Source organism: Streptomyces sp. NPDC019890 (genome assembly GCF_044903445.1).
Taxonomy (GTDB): domain Bacteria; phylum Actinomycetota; class Actinomycetes; order Streptomycetales; family Streptomycetaceae; genus Streptomyces.
The window spans coordinates 1-17,254 of the sequence record NZ_JBJDQK010000002.1 but is presented as its reverse complement, the minus strand read 5'-3'; the positions used below and the strand labels follow the sequence as shown (position 1 = coordinate 17,254).

General features: G+C 68.1%; 16 protein-coding genes and 1 pseudogene. 6 read left to right on the top strand and 11 right to left on the bottom strand.

Going from position 1 to position 17,254, the window contains the following annotated elements:
- Positions 1-107 precede the first annotated feature (107 nt).
- Entirely contained in the window at positions 108-842 is a 735-nt protein-coding gene (locus ACI2LP_RS04470; protein ID WP_404723072.1) for a class I SAM-dependent methyltransferase, read from the top strand.
- Positions 839-1,921 (top strand): prenyltransferase, encoded by a 1,083-nt coding sequence (locus ACI2LP_RS04465; RefSeq protein WP_404723071.1) that lies wholly within the window; start codon positions 839-841, stop codon positions 1,919-1,921. The genes ACI2LP_RS04470 and ACI2LP_RS04465 overlap by 4 nt, the downstream gene beginning before the upstream one ends.
- Positions 1,922-2,072: 151 nt before the next feature.
- Here ACI2LP_RS04465 and ACI2LP_RS04460 read toward each other — a convergent pair whose 3' ends face one another.
- Together ACI2LP_RS04460 and ACI2LP_RS04455 are read right to left on the bottom strand one after the other, a co-directional pair.
- Entirely contained in the window at positions 2,073-3,101 is a 1,029-nt protein-coding gene (locus ACI2LP_RS04460; protein ID WP_404723070.1) for a TolB-like translocation protein, read from the bottom strand.
- A 100-nt stretch (positions 3,102-3,201) separates the two neighbouring features.
- Positions 3,202-4,482: an MFS transporter gene (locus ACI2LP_RS04455; protein ID WP_404723069.1), complete on the bottom strand. Its 1,281-nt coding sequence runs from the start codon at positions 4,480-4,482 to the stop codon at positions 3,202-3,204.
- Between the two features lie 818 nt (positions 4,483-5,300).
- On the opposite strand from ACI2LP_RS04455, the gene ACI2LP_RS04450 reads away from it, so the two are divergent.
- Both ACI2LP_RS04450 and ACI2LP_RS04445 read left to right on the top strand, forming a co-directional pair.
- A complete protein-coding gene (locus ACI2LP_RS04450) occupies positions 5,301-6,878 on the top strand; it encodes an alkaline phosphatase family protein (RefSeq protein ID WP_404723068.1) in 1,578 nt (525 codons plus the stop codon).
- 369 nt (positions 6,879-7,247) lie between these two features.
- The gene (locus ACI2LP_RS04445; RefSeq protein WP_404723067.1) at positions 7,248-9,263 is read left to right on the top strand and encodes a collagenase; all 2,016 of its coding nucleotides are present in this window, start codon (positions 7,248-7,250) and stop codon (positions 9,261-9,263) included.
- Between the two features lie 261 nt (positions 9,264-9,524).
- On the opposite strand, the gene ACI2LP_RS04440 is transcribed toward ACI2LP_RS04445, so the two are convergent.
- From ACI2LP_RS04440 to ACI2LP_RS04415, 6 genes are all read right to left on the bottom strand, one after another.
- The gene (locus ACI2LP_RS04440; RefSeq protein WP_404723066.1) at positions 9,525-9,821 is read right to left on the bottom strand and encodes a hypothetical protein; all 297 of its coding nucleotides are present in this window, start codon (positions 9,819-9,821) and stop codon (positions 9,525-9,527) included.
- Positions 9,822-9,878: 57 nt separating this feature from the next.
- Complete coding sequence (locus ACI2LP_RS04435) at positions 9,879-10,895, bottom strand: LLM class F420-dependent oxidoreductase (protein WP_404723065.1); 1,017 nt, start codon at positions 10,893-10,895, stop codon at positions 9,879-9,881.
- 100 nt (positions 10,896-10,995) lie between these two features.
- Positions 10,996-11,811: a hypothetical protein gene (locus tag ACI2LP_RS04430; protein ID WP_404723064.1), complete on the bottom strand. Its 816-nt coding sequence runs from the start codon at positions 11,809-11,811 to the stop codon at positions 10,996-10,998.
- A gap of 148 nt (positions 11,812-11,959) precedes the next feature.
- Positions 11,960-12,931: an N-acetylmuramoyl-L-alanine amidase gene (locus ACI2LP_RS04425; RefSeq protein ID WP_404723063.1), complete on the bottom strand. Its 972-nt coding sequence runs from the start codon at positions 12,929-12,931 to the stop codon at positions 11,960-11,962.
- A 22-nt stretch (positions 12,932-12,953) separates the two neighbouring features.
- Positions 12,954-13,604 carry a class I SAM-dependent methyltransferase gene (locus ACI2LP_RS04420; protein ID WP_404723062.1) on the bottom strand — a complete coding sequence of 217 codons (651 nt, stop codon included), beginning with the start codon at positions 13,602-13,604 and terminating at the stop codon, positions 12,954-12,956.
- Between the two features lie 42 nt (positions 13,605-13,646).
- Entirely contained in the window at positions 13,647-14,075 is a 429-nt protein-coding gene (locus ACI2LP_RS04415; RefSeq protein WP_404723061.1) for an ATP-binding protein, read from the bottom strand.
- 85 nt (positions 14,076-14,160) lie between these two features.
- Between ACI2LP_RS04415 and ACI2LP_RS04410 the strand changes: the two genes are divergently transcribed.
- Positions 14,161-15,009: a Scr1 family TA system antitoxin-like transcriptional regulator gene (locus ACI2LP_RS04410; protein WP_404723732.1), complete on the top strand. Its 849-nt coding sequence runs from the start codon at positions 14,161-14,163 to the stop codon at positions 15,007-15,009.
- Complete coding sequence (locus tag ACI2LP_RS04405) at positions 14,969-15,250, top strand: DUF397 domain-containing protein (protein ID WP_404723060.1); 282 nt, start codon at positions 14,969-14,971, stop codon at positions 15,248-15,250. The genes ACI2LP_RS04410 and ACI2LP_RS04405 overlap by 41 nt, the downstream gene beginning before the upstream one ends.
- Positions 15,251-15,458: 208 nt before the next feature.
- On the opposite strand, the gene ACI2LP_RS04400 is transcribed toward ACI2LP_RS04405, so the two are convergent.
- The 3 genes and pseudogenes from ACI2LP_RS04400 to ACI2LP_RS04390 all read right to left on the bottom strand — a co-directional run.
- Complete coding sequence (locus ACI2LP_RS04400) at positions 15,459-15,827, bottom strand: hypothetical protein (RefSeq protein ID WP_404723059.1); 369 nt, start codon at positions 15,825-15,827, stop codon at positions 15,459-15,461.
- Positions 15,828-15,835: 8 nt separating this feature from the next.
- On the bottom strand, positions 15,836-16,438 hold the full coding sequence (locus ACI2LP_RS04395; RefSeq protein ID WP_404723058.1) for a hypothetical protein: 603 nt from the start codon (positions 16,436-16,438) through the stop codon (positions 15,836-15,838).
- A gap of 196 nt (positions 16,439-16,634) precedes the next feature.
- A pseudogene (locus ACI2LP_RS04390) lies at positions 16,635-17,254 on the bottom strand (DNA-binding protein); the annotation flags it as partial.

The window sequence follows — 17,254 nt, the reverse complement described above, 5'->3', positions numbered from 1 at the left end:
GCGGCTCCGGTTTCCCGGCCGCTCCGCGGCCCGAGTCGTGGACGTGGTCCACAAATGCCGCGCACCGCACCACGTACTGGTTCCCTCGACTGCGAAAGCAGGATCACGTGCTGACCGTCGACTTCTCCCGCTTTCCGCTTGCCGCAGGTGACCGCGTCCTCGATCTGGGCTGCGGTGCCGGGCGGCACGCGTTCGAGTGCTACCGGCGTGGTGCGCACGTCGTGGCCCTCGATCAGAACGGCGAGGAGATCCGCGAGGTCGCCAAGTGGTTCGCCGCGATGAAGGAGGCCGGGGAGGCGCCCGAGGGCGCCACCGCCACCGCCATGGAGGGGGACGCGCTCAACCTCCCCTTCCCCGACGAGTCGTTCGACGTCGTGATCATCTCCGAGGTCATGGAGCACATCCCCGACGACAAGGGCGTCCTCGCCGAGATGGTGCGGGTGCTCAAGCCCGGCGGCCGGATCGCGGTCACCGTGCCGCGCTACGGACCCGAGAAGATCTGCTGGGCGCTCAGCGACGCGTACCACGAGGTCGAGGGCGGCCACATCCGCATCTACAAGGCCGATGAGCTGCTCGGCAGGATGAAGGAAGCCGGTCTGAGGCCGTACGGCACCCACCACGCGCACGCCCTGCACTCGCCGTACTGGTGGCTCAAGTGCGCGTTCGGCGTCGACAACGACAAGGCGCTGCCCGTCAAGGCGTACCACCAGCTCCTGGTCTGGGACATCATGAAGAAGCCCCTGGTCACCCGGCTCGCCGAGCAGGCGCTCAACCCGGTGATCGGGAAGAGCTTCGTGGCGTACGCGACCAAGCCGCACCTGCCCGTAGCGGCCGCCAAGTGACTGTGCCCAGGCGCGGCCCTGACCGTACGGAACACCTCGTCCTGCCCGGAGTGCTGACTGCCGAGGAGGCCGCCGAGACGGTCGCCGGGATACTGGGCGTCCAGCGCGAGGACGGCGCGATCCCGTGGTTCCGGGGGCATCACCTCGACCCGTGGGACCACACGGAGGCGGCCATGGCACTGGACGCGGCCGGTGAGCACGAGGCCGCGGCACGTGCGTACGAGTGGCTGAGGCGGCACCAGAATCCGGACGGGTCCTGGTACGCGGCGTACCACGACGGCGAGGCGGACCGGCCCACCGACCGCGGCCGCGAGACCAACTTCTGCGCGTACATCGCCGTCGGCGTCTGGCACCACTACCTGGCCACCGGCGACGACGCGTTCCTCGACCGGATGTGGCCGGCCGTGTTCGCGGCGATCGAGTTCGTGCTGGAGCTGCAGCAGCCGGGCGGCCAGATCGGCTGGAAGCGCGAGGCGGACGGTACGCCGGTCAACGACGCGCTGCTGACCGGCAGTTCATCCGTCCACCACGCGCTGCGGTGCGCGCTCGCGATCGCGGAGGAGCGCGAAGAGCCCCAGCCCGACTGGGAGTTGGCGGCGGGCGCGCTCACGCATGCGATCCGCAGGCACCCCGAGCGTTTCCTGGACAAGAGCCACTACTCCATGGACTGGTACTACCCGGTCCTCGGCGGCGCACTGACCGGCGCCGAGGCGAAGGCGCGGATCGAGGAGCACTGGGACGCTTTCGTGGTCCCCGGGCTCGGTGTGCGCTGCGTGCTGCCCAACCCGTGGGTGACCGGCGGCGAGAGCTGTGAACTGGCCCTGGCCCTGTGGGTGATGGGCGAGTCCGATCGCGCGCTGGAGATCCTGCAGTCCGTGCAGCACCTGCGCGCGGAGGGCGGCATGTACTGGACGGGCTACGTCTTCGAGGGCAACAGCGCGGTCTGGCCGGAGGAACTGACGGCCTGGACGGCGGGGTCCCTGCTGCTGGCGGTGGCCGCGCTTGGGGGAGACGAGGCGACGGTGGCGGTCTTCGGGGGAGAGCGCCTGCCGCGGGGGCTGGCCCCGGAGTGCTGCTAGGACTTGTCCGGCCGATCAGAAGCGGCTGTGGCTGGCGCAGTAGCCGTACAGTGGTGCACGACCTGGTGCGCCCGCCGTCACGAACCCGTAGTGGGTCCGGTGAATCGGGGCCGGCCCGGATGCCGGGCGGTGGACAGGTGGTTTCCGGCGGTCAACCGATGAAAGCCGGTGCCAAGGCCGCGCTCGCGAGCTGTATTGGTGCCCCGCTGCCATCGGCGGGCACGGTCCATAGGTCCGCCCCGAATTTCCCGGGCCTGGCATAGACGAGGGTGGTGTCGGCGGCCCACACCGCCTGGTCGTCGATGTTGCTGTGTTCGGCAGTTGCGGTCTCGGTCATGGTCCGCAGGTCCAGCACATACAGCCGCCAGGGTGAGTCGGCCGGCAGGCCGGGCAACCGCCTCTTGTAGGCGATCCGGGTGCCGTCCGGAGAGAGCGAGGGGCATTCCACATTGCTGTGCACAGTGGTCAGCGTCTCCGCCGCGATGTCGCCTGCCGCCAGATAGGTCTGCCCGCGGGTGGACACCGTGGCGTAGAAGTGGCCATCGTCGGCGAAGGTCACGCCCCAGACGTTCACATCGAGGGACCGGTACCCGTGGCCGTCCACCTTCAGGTCGTACTCCTCCAGGGTGTCCTGCAGCTTCCACGTGCGGGTGTCCAGGATGGATGTGCGCGTGGAGAAGGCTGTGCCGCCGTAGGAGTCCCCCTTGACGAAGACCGTCCATGCGACCAGGTGCCCTGACGGCGAGACCCGGGCCCGGCTGGGGACCCCTGCCAGTGGGTAGCTGCGCCGTTCGTTCAGCCGCTCGTCGAGGATCACCGCTCGGTAGCTGTCCCGCAGCGGCCCTTGCGCGCCCCGCAGACAGATCCCCGTGCCGCCCGCGGCGAAGAAGCGCAGGCACTTCACACCCGACGTAGCGCGCTGTGCGTCGGGCCGTTCGGCAGGCACCGAGGCGAGTTCGTCGCGGTGTGGGCCGTAGGCCATATTGCGGAAGATCACGCGCCGCCCCGCGCCTGCAGGCGCGGCCAGCGACACCCGGCCGTCTGCGACTGCCGGTCCGCCCGGCTGCGGACGACCGCGGCGGTCGGCCCGTTCGGCGGCATGGTGCACGGCGAAGGCGGCGACCGAACCCAGCACGAGAACGGCGGTGAGCAAAGTGAGAAAGCGGCTCTTGCGGGTCATCAGGCACTGCCTTTCCGATGGGGCCGAGCCGGCCATTGGCAGGGTTGGCTCACCCAGGGGTCTCGGGTGCGGGAGAAGCCAGGGCGGTTCGGCAACGGCGTCACGAAGCGCTCTCCGTCGTCACCCGGCGGCCGGTGAGGCGCAGTACGACCATCGCGGCCGCTGTGCACACAGCGAGCGCACCCGTGGCGGTGGCAAGTGCGATGCCGGTGCCCCAGGCGGACCAGAGGGCACCGAAGACGAGTGAGCCGGCGAAGCGGGCCAGCGCCTGGCCCGTACCGACCAGGGCGAGTCCCGTGCCGCGCTGGGCCGGAGGGAGGGTGTCGGCCGCGGCCGCGGCCAGCACCCCGTCCGTGGCGGCATAAAACGCCCCGTGCAGCACGAGCACCGGCAGGACCCCCGTCCAACCGTCCGAGAGCGGCACCAGCAGCAATCCGTACCCGACGAGCAGCAGGAGATGGCCCATGGGAAAGAGCCGGCGTCGGCCGATCCGGTCGGCGGCCGCGCCCAGCGGCACGGCGAGCACCAGAAATGCTGCGGCAGTGCCCAGCGGCAGCAGGGGCAGGAGATGCCCGGGAAGACCGAGTCGGCGCTGGATCAGCAAGTACAGGAAGGAGTCACTGACTGTGGTCAGCCCCAGCAGTACCGCGCAGCCGGTCAGGCGCCGCAGTCCACTCAACCGCAGCAGCCCCAACGCGGCGCGCCATCCGCGCTCGTGCCCGGACGGCGGGGCAGCACCGGGCACTGTCCTCCGGTGCCCGGGGACGAAGAGCAGCAGGATCAGCACACCCAGTGCGGCAATGCACCCGCTCACCGCGAACACCGCGTCGTAGCCGTCAACCGCCAGGCGCAGCAGGGCGAAGGCGACCAGGGGTCCGAGCAGCGCCCCGGTGGTGTCCATGGCCCTGTGCACACCGAAGGCCCGGCCCCGCTGTGCGGGCTCGGTGGCCAGCGAGATCATGGCGTCCCGGGGGGCGGTGCGCAGCCCCTTACCGGTGCGGTCCACCGCCAACACGGCACCGATGAGCGGCCCGGTATGGACGAGCAGGAGCAGTGGCTTGCACAAGGCGGACAGCCCGTATCCCGCGGCGGCTACGGCCTTGTGGCGGTTTCTGCCCTGGTCGCCGAGGTGTCCGCCGAGAAGCCGTACCAGCGCGCCGGCCCCGTTGTAGATCCCGTCCAGGAAGCCGAAGCCGAGCGGGGACAGGCCGAGCCCGGTCACCAGGTACAGCGGCATGATGGCAGTGACCATCTCCGACGACACATCGGTGACCAGGCTGACGGCCCCGAGCGCCAGCACGGTGCCGGGCACGGCAGACCGCCGTCCAACGCCGGTGCGGGTGGGCGGTGGAGGAGTACTCCGACTGTCAGCGAGGTACAACGGCATCACTTTCTGGTGCGGGCCGTCCGTTGGTCAATCAGCGTGATGTGCGGGAACCGCTGTGTCGAGCCCCTGGAGTCAGAGACTGCCGGGGTTCCGACCAGCTGGGCCGGGGCGAAGGCGATGGCGTCACCTCTCCTGCAGCACGCCCGGGAAGCCTCACGGGTGGAGTAGGCGTGTGCAATGGAGGGCCCGGACGCAGGGTGCCTCTCTACGACGCCGTTGAATGGAACGGAAATTGAACGGAAGAGAAAGCGGATGGAACGGAACGCGTGGAGCGAGCCAGCGGATCTGTTCGGCGGGCCTGCGGCCACAGGAGCGATCCTGGCGGCACCCACCGCCCGAGGAGAACGGCGCCCGCACAGCCGCCCTTTCGGGCAGAACGATCAGCAGCCGTGCACCGTGTGGGGTGCGCGCGGCTGCCATCGCACCAGATCACCTTGGTGAATGCACGCCTAACGTTTCGTTGCGCTATGCGAATTCGAGGGCATCTATTGAAACAGCCTGGGCCGGGGAATAAAGTACGGGCGTCCGCTACCCAGGTCGGCAGTGGCGTGGCGGCGGAAACCGCCGTATTCGCGTAAATCTGCCTCGACGCTGCCAGCACGCCATCCCCGATCTGGCTACCCCCTGCCCCGTTGATAGACGCGCGACGTGCCGCAACCGAGGGCTGTCCGCGCCCCCCAAGGCCCCTGGTGAGCCAACCACGCTGGGGCCACATCCCCCTTGTCCTGCACGCGGCCCCCACGAGGAGTGGAGACATGGCTGGCTCCCGTAGACGCAGACGGTTCAGGCTTCTGTGTTGGTTGATCACCCCGATGGCGTTGCTCGTAGCGTTCGTCGCTGTACCTTCAGCTTCGGCCACTCCGGACACGATCACCCTTGACAAGACGACGTACATGCAAGGGAACACGGTCAACGTCACGTACACCACCACAGCCAACAACAACAACTGGGTGGGCATCTACAAGGCGGGTGACACACCAGGATCGACCACCGCGATCAAGTGGGCGTATGCCAACAGTTCCTCGGGGACGCTGACCTTCGCCGCCGGCGGTGCCCCGGGCACGACCGAGGGGGACAGCAACCAGGCAGCAGGCACCACCCTGATTCCGGGGGAGTATGTGGCCTACCTCCTGTGGAACAACGGCTACACCCAACTGGCCAACCGCCACTTCTGGGTAGGGCCTACGCTGAGCCTGGACAAGTCCAGCTACGCGGCCGGGGAAACCATCACAGCCAAGTACAGCGTGCCGGACCAGTGGGGACCCAAGAACAACTGGATCGGCATCTACAAGGAGAATGACACGCCCGGATCAGGTAGTTCCGTCGCCTGGAAATATGCGACCGGCGCCTCAGGGACGGTGACCCTCTCGACGAGCGGCCTGGCGTCCGGGGGCTATGTGGCCTACTACCTGTACAACGACGGATACAGCACCGACCTGGCCACCGACCCTAAGCTCGGCGATCTGTACAGCGTACCGGTGCACTTCTCTATCGGTTCGCCCCCCTCGACGGCGGGCACGGTTCCGGCGCTGGACCACGTCTTCATGGTCATGATGGAGAACAAGGCACCCAGCGACATCTTCGGCACAAGCAACAACAAGCCCAACTGCGCCTCTCCCAGCACGGCGCCCGCTCCCTACCTGTCCCAGCTCGCCTGCGGCAACATCACGCTCACGAACTCGCACGGCCTCATGCACCCGAGCGACCCCAACTATGTCGCACTGGCCGCCGCCCAAGTGGGCATCCAGGGCAACAACTTCTCCTACCTGCACAGCGTCGGAGGCACCAACACGAAGCACCTCGGCTCGATCACCGAGGAAGCGGGCAAGACATGGAAGGGCTACATCGAGGGCACGAGCAGCAGCTGCGACCTCACGGCCAACGGCCCGTATGACCCCGATGACCTGCCGTTCCTCTACTTCAAGGGCGTGGGGAACGACACCACGTACTGCCAGAACCATCTGAAGCCGATCTCGCAGTTCTGGACGGACCTCCGGAGCACGTCGACCACGCCCAATTACGTGTGGTTCGTACCCAACAGCAACAACACCATGCACAACAACTGCAGCCCCAACATCCAGACGTGCGTGAGCGCCGGTGACAACTGGATGAAGAACAATCTGCCGACGCTGCTGAACTCCCCTGCGTTCAAGACGCAGAAGTCGCTGCTGATCATCACCTGGGACGAGGACAGGTACTGGACGTCCGCCAACCCCATTCCCACGATCATCGTCGGCTCCCCGAACCTGCTGAAGGCGGCCGGATCGACGTCGAACACCTACTACAACCACTACAACGTGACCCGGACGGTCGAGGATGCGCTCGGCCTGACCCGCATGACCTCCAACGACACGAACGCCATCCCGATCTACGACATCTGGGCCTCGTAACCCGGCCTCTCATCACGTCCTGGTGAAACTCCCCACCCGCGGCACCGACATCGACACCATGCTCGATGCCGGTGCCGCGGGCATGTCCGCCAAACGGCCCTGAGTGCCACTGGTCGAGGGGGCCGGTCCATCTGTACCGAGTGAAAACTCGGGTTCGAGCATGCCCAGTGATCATGTAGTTCCGTCCGGGAATCTCAAGTCCCCCGACAGGAACCTACTCTGACGGCTCATCAGTTTCTTCTGTTGCTTGCAACCCTCTTTCACTGTCATGTGAACTGTGAAATTGTACGGTCACACTTTCTGCGGGCATGACAGCTCCGGGGAGTGCTCAACTTCCGTTGCCATCACGGTCCGCACCCCCCCACCGCCGTGCCCCACGCACGGCTGCCGACCGGCCTGGAGGCCATCGCCATGCGCAAACCCCCCACCCTCCGGAAACTCATCCAACTGCTGATACCTACCGTGGCCGCCGCCGGCCTGGGGCTCACCATGCTCGCCCCCAATGGCGCGGCGGCCCCGGCCGACGCCGGGGCACCCAAGCCCGCACCGAGGTCGGCCCCCGCCCCACAGCCCGCCTCCGCCACCGTGCTTGCCGCCGATCTCGCACCCGGACACGCCGTCGACCCCGCGCGATCGGCCACGAAGACCTCGAACCCCGCGCAACGCCCTCCGCTCCCCGCGGCCCAGAACGCCGCAGAGCGCAAGCAGGCCCGCTCTGCGGCGAAGGCCGCGGCGGACTGCAACGTCAGCGACTTCACCTCGAAGACCGGCGCTGCCCTGGTCGAGCAGATCAAGCAGTCGGAAACCACTTGCATCAACACGCTGTTCAGCGTGACCGGTGAGGACTCCAAGGCCCTCTTCCGCGAGGAACAGATGGTCACGGTGGCGAACGCACTCAAGGATGTCGCGACCAACTACCCGGGGGACAACAGCACTTTCGCAGCCCAGGTGGTGCTGTACCTGCGCGCCGGCTACTACATCCAGTACAACCAGCCGGAGAACGTCGGCGAATACGGCCCGACGCTGAAGAGCGCCATTCAGGGCGCCCTGGATGCCTTCTTCGGCTCGTCCCACGCTTTCGACGTGACCGAGGCCAACGGAGAAACCCTGGCCGAGACGGTCACCCTGATCGACAGCTCCGGAGAGAACGCCCGCTACCTCGACGTGGTCAAGCGTCTGCAGAAGGACTACAACTCGTCGTATGACGAGTTCTACGGGATGATCGCGGCGGTCAACAACACCTACACCGTGCTCTTCCGCGGCCACCAGCTGCCGGAGTTCGTGGAAGCCGTGAAGGCGGACCCGAGCGTCCTCACCGGAATGCGTGACTTCGCCGTCGCCCACGACGATCTGCTCGGCACCGACAAGTCCTACCTGGCCAGCAACGCCGGACGCGAACTCGGCCGCTTCCTGCAGCACGCCGGCCTCAAGGAAACCGTCAAGCCGTTGGTCAAGGAGCTGCTCGGCCGCAGCGAGATCACTGGGCGCACCGCCCCGCTCTGGGTCGGCCTCGCCGAGATGACGGATGAGTTCGATAAGGAGAACTGCGCCGAGTACGACACCTGTGACCTGCAGAACCGCGTGCGCGACGCCGTGCTGACGATCAAGCACGAATGCGGTCCGAGCGCGAAGATCCTCGCGCAGGAGCTGACGGCGTCCGAACTCTCGGCCACATGCGACAGCATCCTCAAGCAGGACCCGGTCTTCCACGACATCGTCAAGGACAACGGCCCCGTCAAGGACGACAACAACACCAGCATCGAGATCGTCGCCTTCAACTCCAGCACCGACTACAAGACCTACGCCGGTGTCGTCTTCGGCGTCGACACCAACAACGGCGGCATATACCTGGAGGGTGACCCGGCCGCTGAGGGCAACCAGCCGCGCTTCATCGCCTACGAGCAGCCGGCCCAGGACGGCGCCTTCCAGATCTGGAACCTCAACCACGAGTACACCCACTACCTCGACGGCCGCTACGACATGTACGGCGACTTCGCAGCCGGGCAGACCACCCCGAACGTGATGTGGATCGAGGGTTTCGCCGAGTATGTCTCTTACTCGTACCGCGGCATCACCTACGACAGGGCGATCGAGGAGGCGGGCAAGAACACCTACAAGCTCAGCCAGCTCTTCGAGACCACCTACGACAAGTCCGACACCACCCGTATCTACCAGTGGGGCTATCTGGGCGTCCGTTACATGCTCCAGTCGCACCCCGAGGACGTGGCCACCCTGCTCGGCCACTACCGCGCAGGCGAGTACGACGCGGCCCACAGCCTGCTCCGCGACACCATCGGCACCAAGTACGACGCCGACTTCGCCGACTGGCTGAGCAAGTGCGCCGGCGGCGACTGCGGCCAGCTGCCGACCCGGAGCGGCCGGTGACCGGGGCCTCGGTCACCGACAAGAACTGAGCCGGCTTCGATGCTCGCTCCTCAATCGCCGGACGGGCTTGAAAATCAAGCACGTCCGGCGATTGAGGACACGCGCGAAGCGCGTACGGGGTTCGGGGCGGAGCCCCGAGTACGCGCCGCGAAGCGGGCGCGGGGGCCTGGGGGCTTGCACCCGGTTACGGGATGGGAGTACTTCCCACGGCCGCCAGGCCGTAGGGGGAGGGCGGGTAGGGGAAAACACACCCCCGGCTCGTCAGTAGCGGCGCAGGCGCCCCGCGACCGCGTGTCCCACGAACAGGTACACCACCGCCGCCAGGCCATAACCCGCCACCACCCGTGCCCACGCCTCGTCAAAGGTGAACAGGTCGTACGACCAGCCCGCCAGCCAGCGCGCGGCGTCCTGGATGAAGCTCACCAGGTCGTTGGCCCGGTTGGCGTCCAGCAGATACATCAGGATCCACAGGCCCAGGATGACGGCCATGACATCGGCAACGATCATTATGACCGCTGCGGCCTGATTCGTTCCGTTGCTGCGATGAAGAGGACTCATGTGGATCGGGTTGCCGCTTGTGAGCGTGTGAAACCCATAGAGCCCGCTCAGCGGAGACTAGCCCTGGCCGTTCAACTCCGCGAGCACGCGCAAGGTGTGCGGGTCCGGAGCCGTCACCAGCAGGTCCGTGACCGGGCCCTTGCGCCACAGTTCCAGGCGTTCCGCGATCCGCCCGCGCGGCCCGACCAGCGAGATCTCGTCGGCGAAGGCGTCGGGGACGGCGAGAACGGCCTCCTCGCGGCGGCCGTCGGCGAACAGCGCCTGGATGTGCCGGGCTTCGGACTCGTACCCCATGCGCGCCATCAGATCGGCGTGGAAGTTACGGGCCGCATGGCCCATGCCGCCGATGTAGAAGCCGAGCATCGCCTTCACGGGCAGCAGGCCTTCGGCGACGTCGTCGCAGACCTTGGCGCGGACCATCGGGGCGATCACAAAGCCGTCGGGCAGTTCGGTGAGCGAGGCCTCGTACACGTCCGTGCGCAGCGGGGACCAGTACAGCGGCAGCCAGCCGTCCGCGATGCGCGTCGTCTGGGCGATGTTCTTCGGGCCTTCCGCGCCGAGCAGAAGCGGCAGGTCGGCGCGGAGTGGATGGGTGATCGGCTTGAGCGCTTTGCCGATGCCGGTGGCGTCGTCCGCCCGGTACGGATGGGAGTGGAAGCGGCCTGCCAGCTCAACGGGTGCCTCGCGCCTGAGCACTTGGCGGATCACGTCGACGTATTCGCGCGTGGCGGTCAGCGGGCTCTTGGGGAACGGGCGCCCGTACCAGCCCTCCACCACCTGCGGTCCCGAAAGGCCGAGCCCCAGCATCATCCGGCCGCCGGAGAGATGGTCCAGGGTGAGCGCCTGCATGGCGGTGGCGGTGGGCGTACGGGCGGCCATCTGTGCCACGGCCGTGCCCAGGCGGATCCGGCTGGTGTGCGCCGCGATCCAGGTGAGCGGGGTGAAGGCGTCGGAGCCCCAGGCCTCCGCCGTCCACACGGAGTCGTAGCCGAGGCGCTCGGCCTCGCGGGCGAGTTCGAGATGGCCGGGGTCGGGACCGCGGCCCCAGTAGCCGAGCGCGAGTCCGAGTCGCATGCCAGCTCCCCTCCGACCGTGTGTTTCTGACGGTGCGTCAGAGTACGGCAACGGCCCCCCGCCCGGAAGGGCGAGGGGCCGCTCTGTGGCGCTGTGCCTATCAGCCGCGCTGAATACCGCTGGTGTCCTGCAGTACGCCGCGGCGGCCGTCCTGCGTCTGGGCCACCAGGCCGGGGCCGCGCTGCTCCACTGCCAGGTACCAGGTGCCGGGCGCGAGTTCGGCGATCGGGGTCGGCGAACCGTCCTCGCCGTACAGCGGACGGGCCACCGGCACCGCGAACCAGAACGGCGTGAAGTCGGCCGGGGCACCGGCCTGCTGCGGGGCGACCGGAGCCGACTGCTGCTGGCCGGGCTGCGGCTGGGCGCCGTACGGCTGGGGCTGACCCGGCTGCGGCTGACCCGGCTGCGCGCCGTAGGGCTGCTGCTGGGCGCCCGGGTAGCCGTAGCCGCCGGGGACGCCGGGCTGCTGCGTGCCGTACGGGTTGGCGGCCGGCCTCGGGGCGCCGACGAGGGCGACCTTGAGGGCCGGGACAAGCGGAGTGGCTACCGCGGCGCCGACCAGCACCAGGCTCGCGATCAGGCCGAGGATGAGCGCACCGCCCGCGTTGTCCGCCTCGAACATCCACATGAGGATGACCCAGGCGGAAGCGGCGGTCAGGGCGACACCGAATTGCCCCAGGTCGAGGCCCGCGATCTTGCGTGGTTGGGGCAGCGCGCGGTTGATCACGACCAGAGCAGCGCCAACCACGCCGGGGAAGTAGCTGCCCCAACCCATCGGCGAAAATTCCCAAGTGTTCGGGACTGCGTCGCAGATGGAGCCGGAGCAGTCGCTCGTGTTGAGGAACGAGGCGATGAACAGCAACACCGCTGCTCCGATCACCACGCCATCGCCTCGGGTCAGAGAGCGGATGTTCACGTGAAAAGTCCTTCGTCGGTCGTCTCATCGGGGCGGTCGTCGCTGCCGCCGTTGCGGCGGTGTGCACGGCGCGGAGCTTGGGGGTGACTCCCCATCGTAGAGGTGAATCTATCGTCTGCCCGATCCGGCCGTCTGCCGGGTATCGCAGTTAGCCCTTGAGGTAACCGGCGATGCCTTCCGCCATTCCAAGTGCGGCTTGCTGGCGCCAGGCCGAACTCTTCAGCAGGGCCGCGTCCTTCGGGTCACGCATATTGCCGCATTCGATGAACACCTTGGGCACGGTGGACAGATTCAGGCCGCCCAGATCCTTGCGTACGTCCAACCCGGTGCCGTCGCCGACATAGTTGGAGGGGGCGCTGCCCGTGGCACGTACGAACCTGCCGGCGATGCGCTCGCCGAGTTCGCGCGAGGGGCCGACAATCGTTGTGGTGTCCGCGGCACCCGCCTTGACCAGGGCCGGGAGGATGACATGGAAGCCGCGGTCGCCGACGTCGGCTCCGTCGGCGTGGATGGAGATGACCGCGTCGGCCTTGGCCTTGTTGCCGATCCTGGCCCGTTCGTCGACGCAGGGACCGAACGGGCGATCGTTGTCATGAGTGAATTTCACCGTTGCGCCCTGCTTTTCGAGCAGGGTGCGAAGACGTTGTGAAACCTCGCGGGTGAATTCGGCCTCGGTGTAACCGTCGTTGGTGGACGTGCCCGTGGTGTCGCATTCCTTGCGGTTCGTGCCGATGTCAACGAGTTTGTTGATTTCGGCGGTATGGCGGAAATTGCCGGGGTTGTGCCCGGGGTCCACGACCACGACCTTGCCCGCGAGCGGACCCGACGCACCGCCCTTCCCCTCCGACCCCTTCGTGGGTGAGGGCGAGGCCGAGGGTGAGGCCGAGGGTGAGGCCGAGTCGGTGCGCGGGGAGGATCCCGGGCCCGGCTTGCCCGCGGTGGTCTGTCCGCTCGGCAGGGGAAGGACCTTCGGCGGCTTGTTCTCCTCGGAGCCGTTCATCGCCTGCCAGACCAGCCAGCCCGCCAGGGCGGTCGGCACCAGCGCGGCAACCGCGATGGTGATGTTGCCGCGTCCTGGGCGGCGCGATGGGGCGGCGGGCTGGTTCTCGTCGTACGACACCCTGGCGATGCTAGCCCGCGGCTCAGATCCCCGGCCCGGTACGCCGCAGGACGCGCAGGGAGTCGGTCACTGAGACCTCGGTGAACGCGCCGGACGCGAGCGCCCGGAGGTACACGCGGTACGGGGCCTGCCCGGTCCACTCGTCGACCGGGTCGGGGAAGACGTCGTGGATGACGAGGAGTCCGCCGTCGGCGACATGCGGCGCCCAGCCCTCGTAGTCGCCGCCCGCGTGCTCGTCGGTGTGGCCTCCGTCTATGAAGACCAGGCCGAGCGGTGCGCCCCAGACCCGCGCCACCTGCGGGGAGCGGCCGACGACCGCGATGACGTGCTCCTCCAGGCCGGCCCTGTGCAGGGTGCGGCGGAAGGTGGGCAGCGTGTCCATGCGGCCGATCTCGGGGTCCACGGTCTCCGGGTCGTGGTACTCCCAGCCCGGCTGCTGCTCCTCGCTGCCCCGGTGGTGGTCGACCGTGACGGCCGTGGTGCCCGCCTCACGGGCGGCGTCGGCGAGCAGGATGGTCGAGCGCCCGCAGTACGTACCCACCTCCAGCAGGGGCAGGCCGAGCGCGCCCGCCTCGGCCGCTGCCGCGTACAGAGCCAGGCCCTCCCGTGCGGGCATGAAGCCCTTGGCGGCCTCGAAGGCGGCGAGGGTCTCCGGCTTGGGGGCGGCGGCCATGGTTCCTCCTGGTCGTACGGGGTGTCCGGCCGCCATCGTGCCTCACACGTCGCACTCGAACCACATCGTCTTGCCTCCGGGGAGCGGCAGCGTGCCCCAGCGGTCGGTCACGGCCTCGACGAGGAGCAGCCCCCGCCCGCCCTCGTCGAGTCCGTCGAGCTCGTCGCCTCTGCACTCGGAGCGCACCGGGCGGGGGCAGTGCGGGTGCTCGTCCGCGACCTCGACCCGCAGCCCGTCCGGCCGTCGCAGGATGAGCAGCGTGCAGCGCCTGCCCGGCACATGCTGTACGACATTGGCGATCAGCTCGGTCAGGGCAAGCTCGGCGGCGTCGGTCAGCGCGGCCATCTCCCAGCGGGTCAGGAACGTCCGCAGGATGCGGCGGAGATGCCGCGCCGAGTGCTTACCGAGGGTGAAGCCCGTGCGATAGCAGTCGCTAATTGCCGCTGGTGAGCAGTCAGTTACGTGATTCATGTCACCAGCGTGCGGTGGAGTGGTTACGCTCGGCTACGAACGGAAACGAACGCCGCGAGGCGTGAGCTTGGGGGTGACCGCCCGCGTGGTCAATATCCGCGACCTCGATCCCAGCGCATCGCCGCTGGACTACTACGGCTCCGAACTGCGCCGCCTGAGAGAGGACGCTGGGCTGAAGCAGGGCGAGCTGGGCGTCAGCGTCTTCTGTACGGCGTCGCTGATCGGCCAGATCGAGACGGCGAGGAAGGTGCCGACGAGGGACTTCTCGGAACGGGTGGACGCGGCTCTGGGGACGGGCGGGGTGTTCTCGCGGCTGGTGGGGCTGGTGCTGCGGAGCCAGTTGCCGAGCTGGTTCCAGGCGTATGCGGAGATGGAGGCGCGGGCGGCGTACATCTCCACGTTCCAGGCGCAGTTGGTGTATGGGCTGCTCCAGACCGAGGCGTACGCGCGGGCGGTGCTGGGCGTCCGGACCGAGGAGGACCTCGACGCCCGGGCGGCGGCCCGGATGGAGCGACAGCGCATCCTGGAGCGCGAGAACCCGCCGCTGAGTTGGGTGGTGCTGAGCGAGGCGGTACTGCACCAGGAGATTGGCGGCCGGGAGGTCATGCGGAATCAACTCGCCCACTTGTTGGGTCTGCGCGGGCGGGAGTGGGTGCAGGTGCAGATCCTGCCCTTTGAGGCGGGCGCGCATGCGGGGCAGATGGGCTCGTTCACCCTCCTGCGGTTCGAGGACGACCCGGATCTCGTCTATACCGAGGACTTCATCCAGGGCCATATGACGGCCAATCCGCAAGCTTTCAGGGAAGGTTCGCTCCGTTACGATCACTTGCAGGCCGCCGCGCTCTCCGTGGAGGATTCGGCGGCACTGATCGCCCGCGTAATGGAGGAGCGTTATGGCCACGAACCAGGATCTGTCGGGCGCGCGGTGGCGTAAGTCGTCGTACAGCTCCGACACCGGCGGCGAGTGCATCGAGTGCGCCCCGCTCGGCGCCTGGCGCAAGTCGTCCTACAGCGGCGACACCGGCGGCGAGTGCGTCGAGGTCGCCGCCCAGCCCTGCCGTATCGCCGTCCGCGACTCCAAGAACCCCGACGGCCCCGCCTTCACCGTCGCCCCCGCCACCTTCGCGGCCTTCGCCGACGCCGCAGGGCGCGGGAGCTTCACTCGTCAGGTGTGAAGCGGTAGCCGATGCCCGGCTCGGTGATGAGGTGGCGGAGGCGGGAGCGTTGGGGTGAGCCGTCGGCGCACCATTTTCGCCGGCATTCCGCCCCTGCCCGCCATGCGACGTTGGTGCGGGCCGCAAGCGCGAAGTTGATCTTCTCGATCGCGTGGCGGCCGTGTCGGTGGGGTGGCCCAGACCAGCCGGCCTGGGCCACCGGGCAGGGTCAGCCGGTTGGCGGGATGGGCAAGGAGAGGTCGTACGACGTCTCGTTGCCGCCCTGGAGATACGTGAACCGTACAAAGAGTGTGCGGGCGGAGGCAGGAAGCGCAGGCTGCCCTGAGATCGTGCCTTCGGTGCGCGCGCCGTCGGGGCTGAGGCCGAACGCGCCTCCCCAGTCGCTGTATTCGTTTCCGACGTCGTCCTTGGCCTCCATGACCAGAAGGACCGGGCTCTCCTCTTCGGGCCCTTCCGGCAGTGGCGGGGCGACGGAGTACTCGACGCTGAAGGAATCCTTGTGCGCGGTCAGGCCGTGAAGCGTGAGCTCATGGCGACCGTCGAGGATCGGGACAGAGGGACCGGGGCTGCTGTTCATCGAGTTGTTCACGCGCTTCCGGGCTTGGGGACCTGGCAGGTGATGTAGCGGTCCGCCGCGCTGTTCGGCTTGGAGCCCTTGAGGAACCAGTAGAACGTCACCTTGTTCCCCGTCGCGATGGAACCGGACCCGCCGCCCACGTACTGGTACTTCTTCATGCTGCCGTGGAAGTTGTACGTGCTGATGGCGGTGTGCGGGCCGTACGGCGGGTTGATGGCCTTGCCGTTGACGTACGAGTAGGGCATGGTCACCGTCACCGTGGGGCCGAGGTTGGCGCGGGCAGTGTTGGACAGTTTGAAGCCCCAGGCCAGCGTGCCGCCCGCGGCACGCTGAAAGGTGACGGCGGACACCGCATGCGTCCACGTCCCGGTGCACAGCTTGTTCGCGGGCGTACGGGCGTGGACTTCCTCGGCGCGCTGCTGCGCGAGTTCGGCCACGGAAGCGGCCTCCTTGGGCTGTGCCTCGGCGAGGAATCCGCCGCCATTGTCCGTCGGTGAATTCTCGGCAGCGGAGGCCGTCGCGGATCCGCCGGTGGTGAGCAGAATCCCGCATGCCGCGGCTGCTGCCAGCGTGGTCAGACGGCGGGCGCGGGACAGCTTCGACTTCGACATGCAGTTCCCCCACATAGGTCGCGTGGCCACGGGTGCGGGTGGTCGGACCGCACCTTGAGTGACGCTTGTGCAAGCAGTCTTGCCCGACATGATCGGCTGTCACAACGATCGTCGCGTATGTATGCCGTCAAGATGGGGCAGCTCTCGGCCTTCCCAAGTACCTTCTCGTGAGCGGATGTTGGTTGAGCAGGGTCTGCTAGACGCCCGTGCTGACGTCGTGGCTCTTGGGCGCCGATGTGGGTTCTCCGCGGCGAACCGAGCCGGGGGCGCGCGCGGCGGGGTGGTCGGCGACGGCCGAGGACGTCAGTTGCCAGGGGACGCTGATCACCATGACGCCCGGGGTGAAGAGCAGACGGCTCTTGAGCCACAGGGCGGACTGGTTGTGCAGCAGGTTCTCCCACCAGTGGCCGACGACGTACTCGGGGATGAAGACCGCGACCACGTCCCTCGGGCTGTCGCGCCTGATGGAGCGCACGTACTCCACGACGGAGCGGGTGATCTCGCGGTAGGGGGAGTCGAGGACCTTGAGCGGCACCGGGATCTCGTAGTCCTCCCACTGCCGTTGGAGCGCGGTGGAGGCGTCGCGGTCCACCGCCACGGTGAGTGCCTCCAGGTGGTCCGGTCGGAAGGCGCGGGCGTAGGCCAGGGCGCGCAGGGTCGGTTTGTGGATGGTGGAGACCAGCACGATGGCCAGCACCCGGGAGGGCCGGACCATCTCGCTGCGTGGGTCGGTGACGGCGAGTTCGGCGGCAATGGCGTCGTAGTGTCGGCGGATGCCGCGCATCATCACGAACAGCACGATCGCGGCGAGTACGG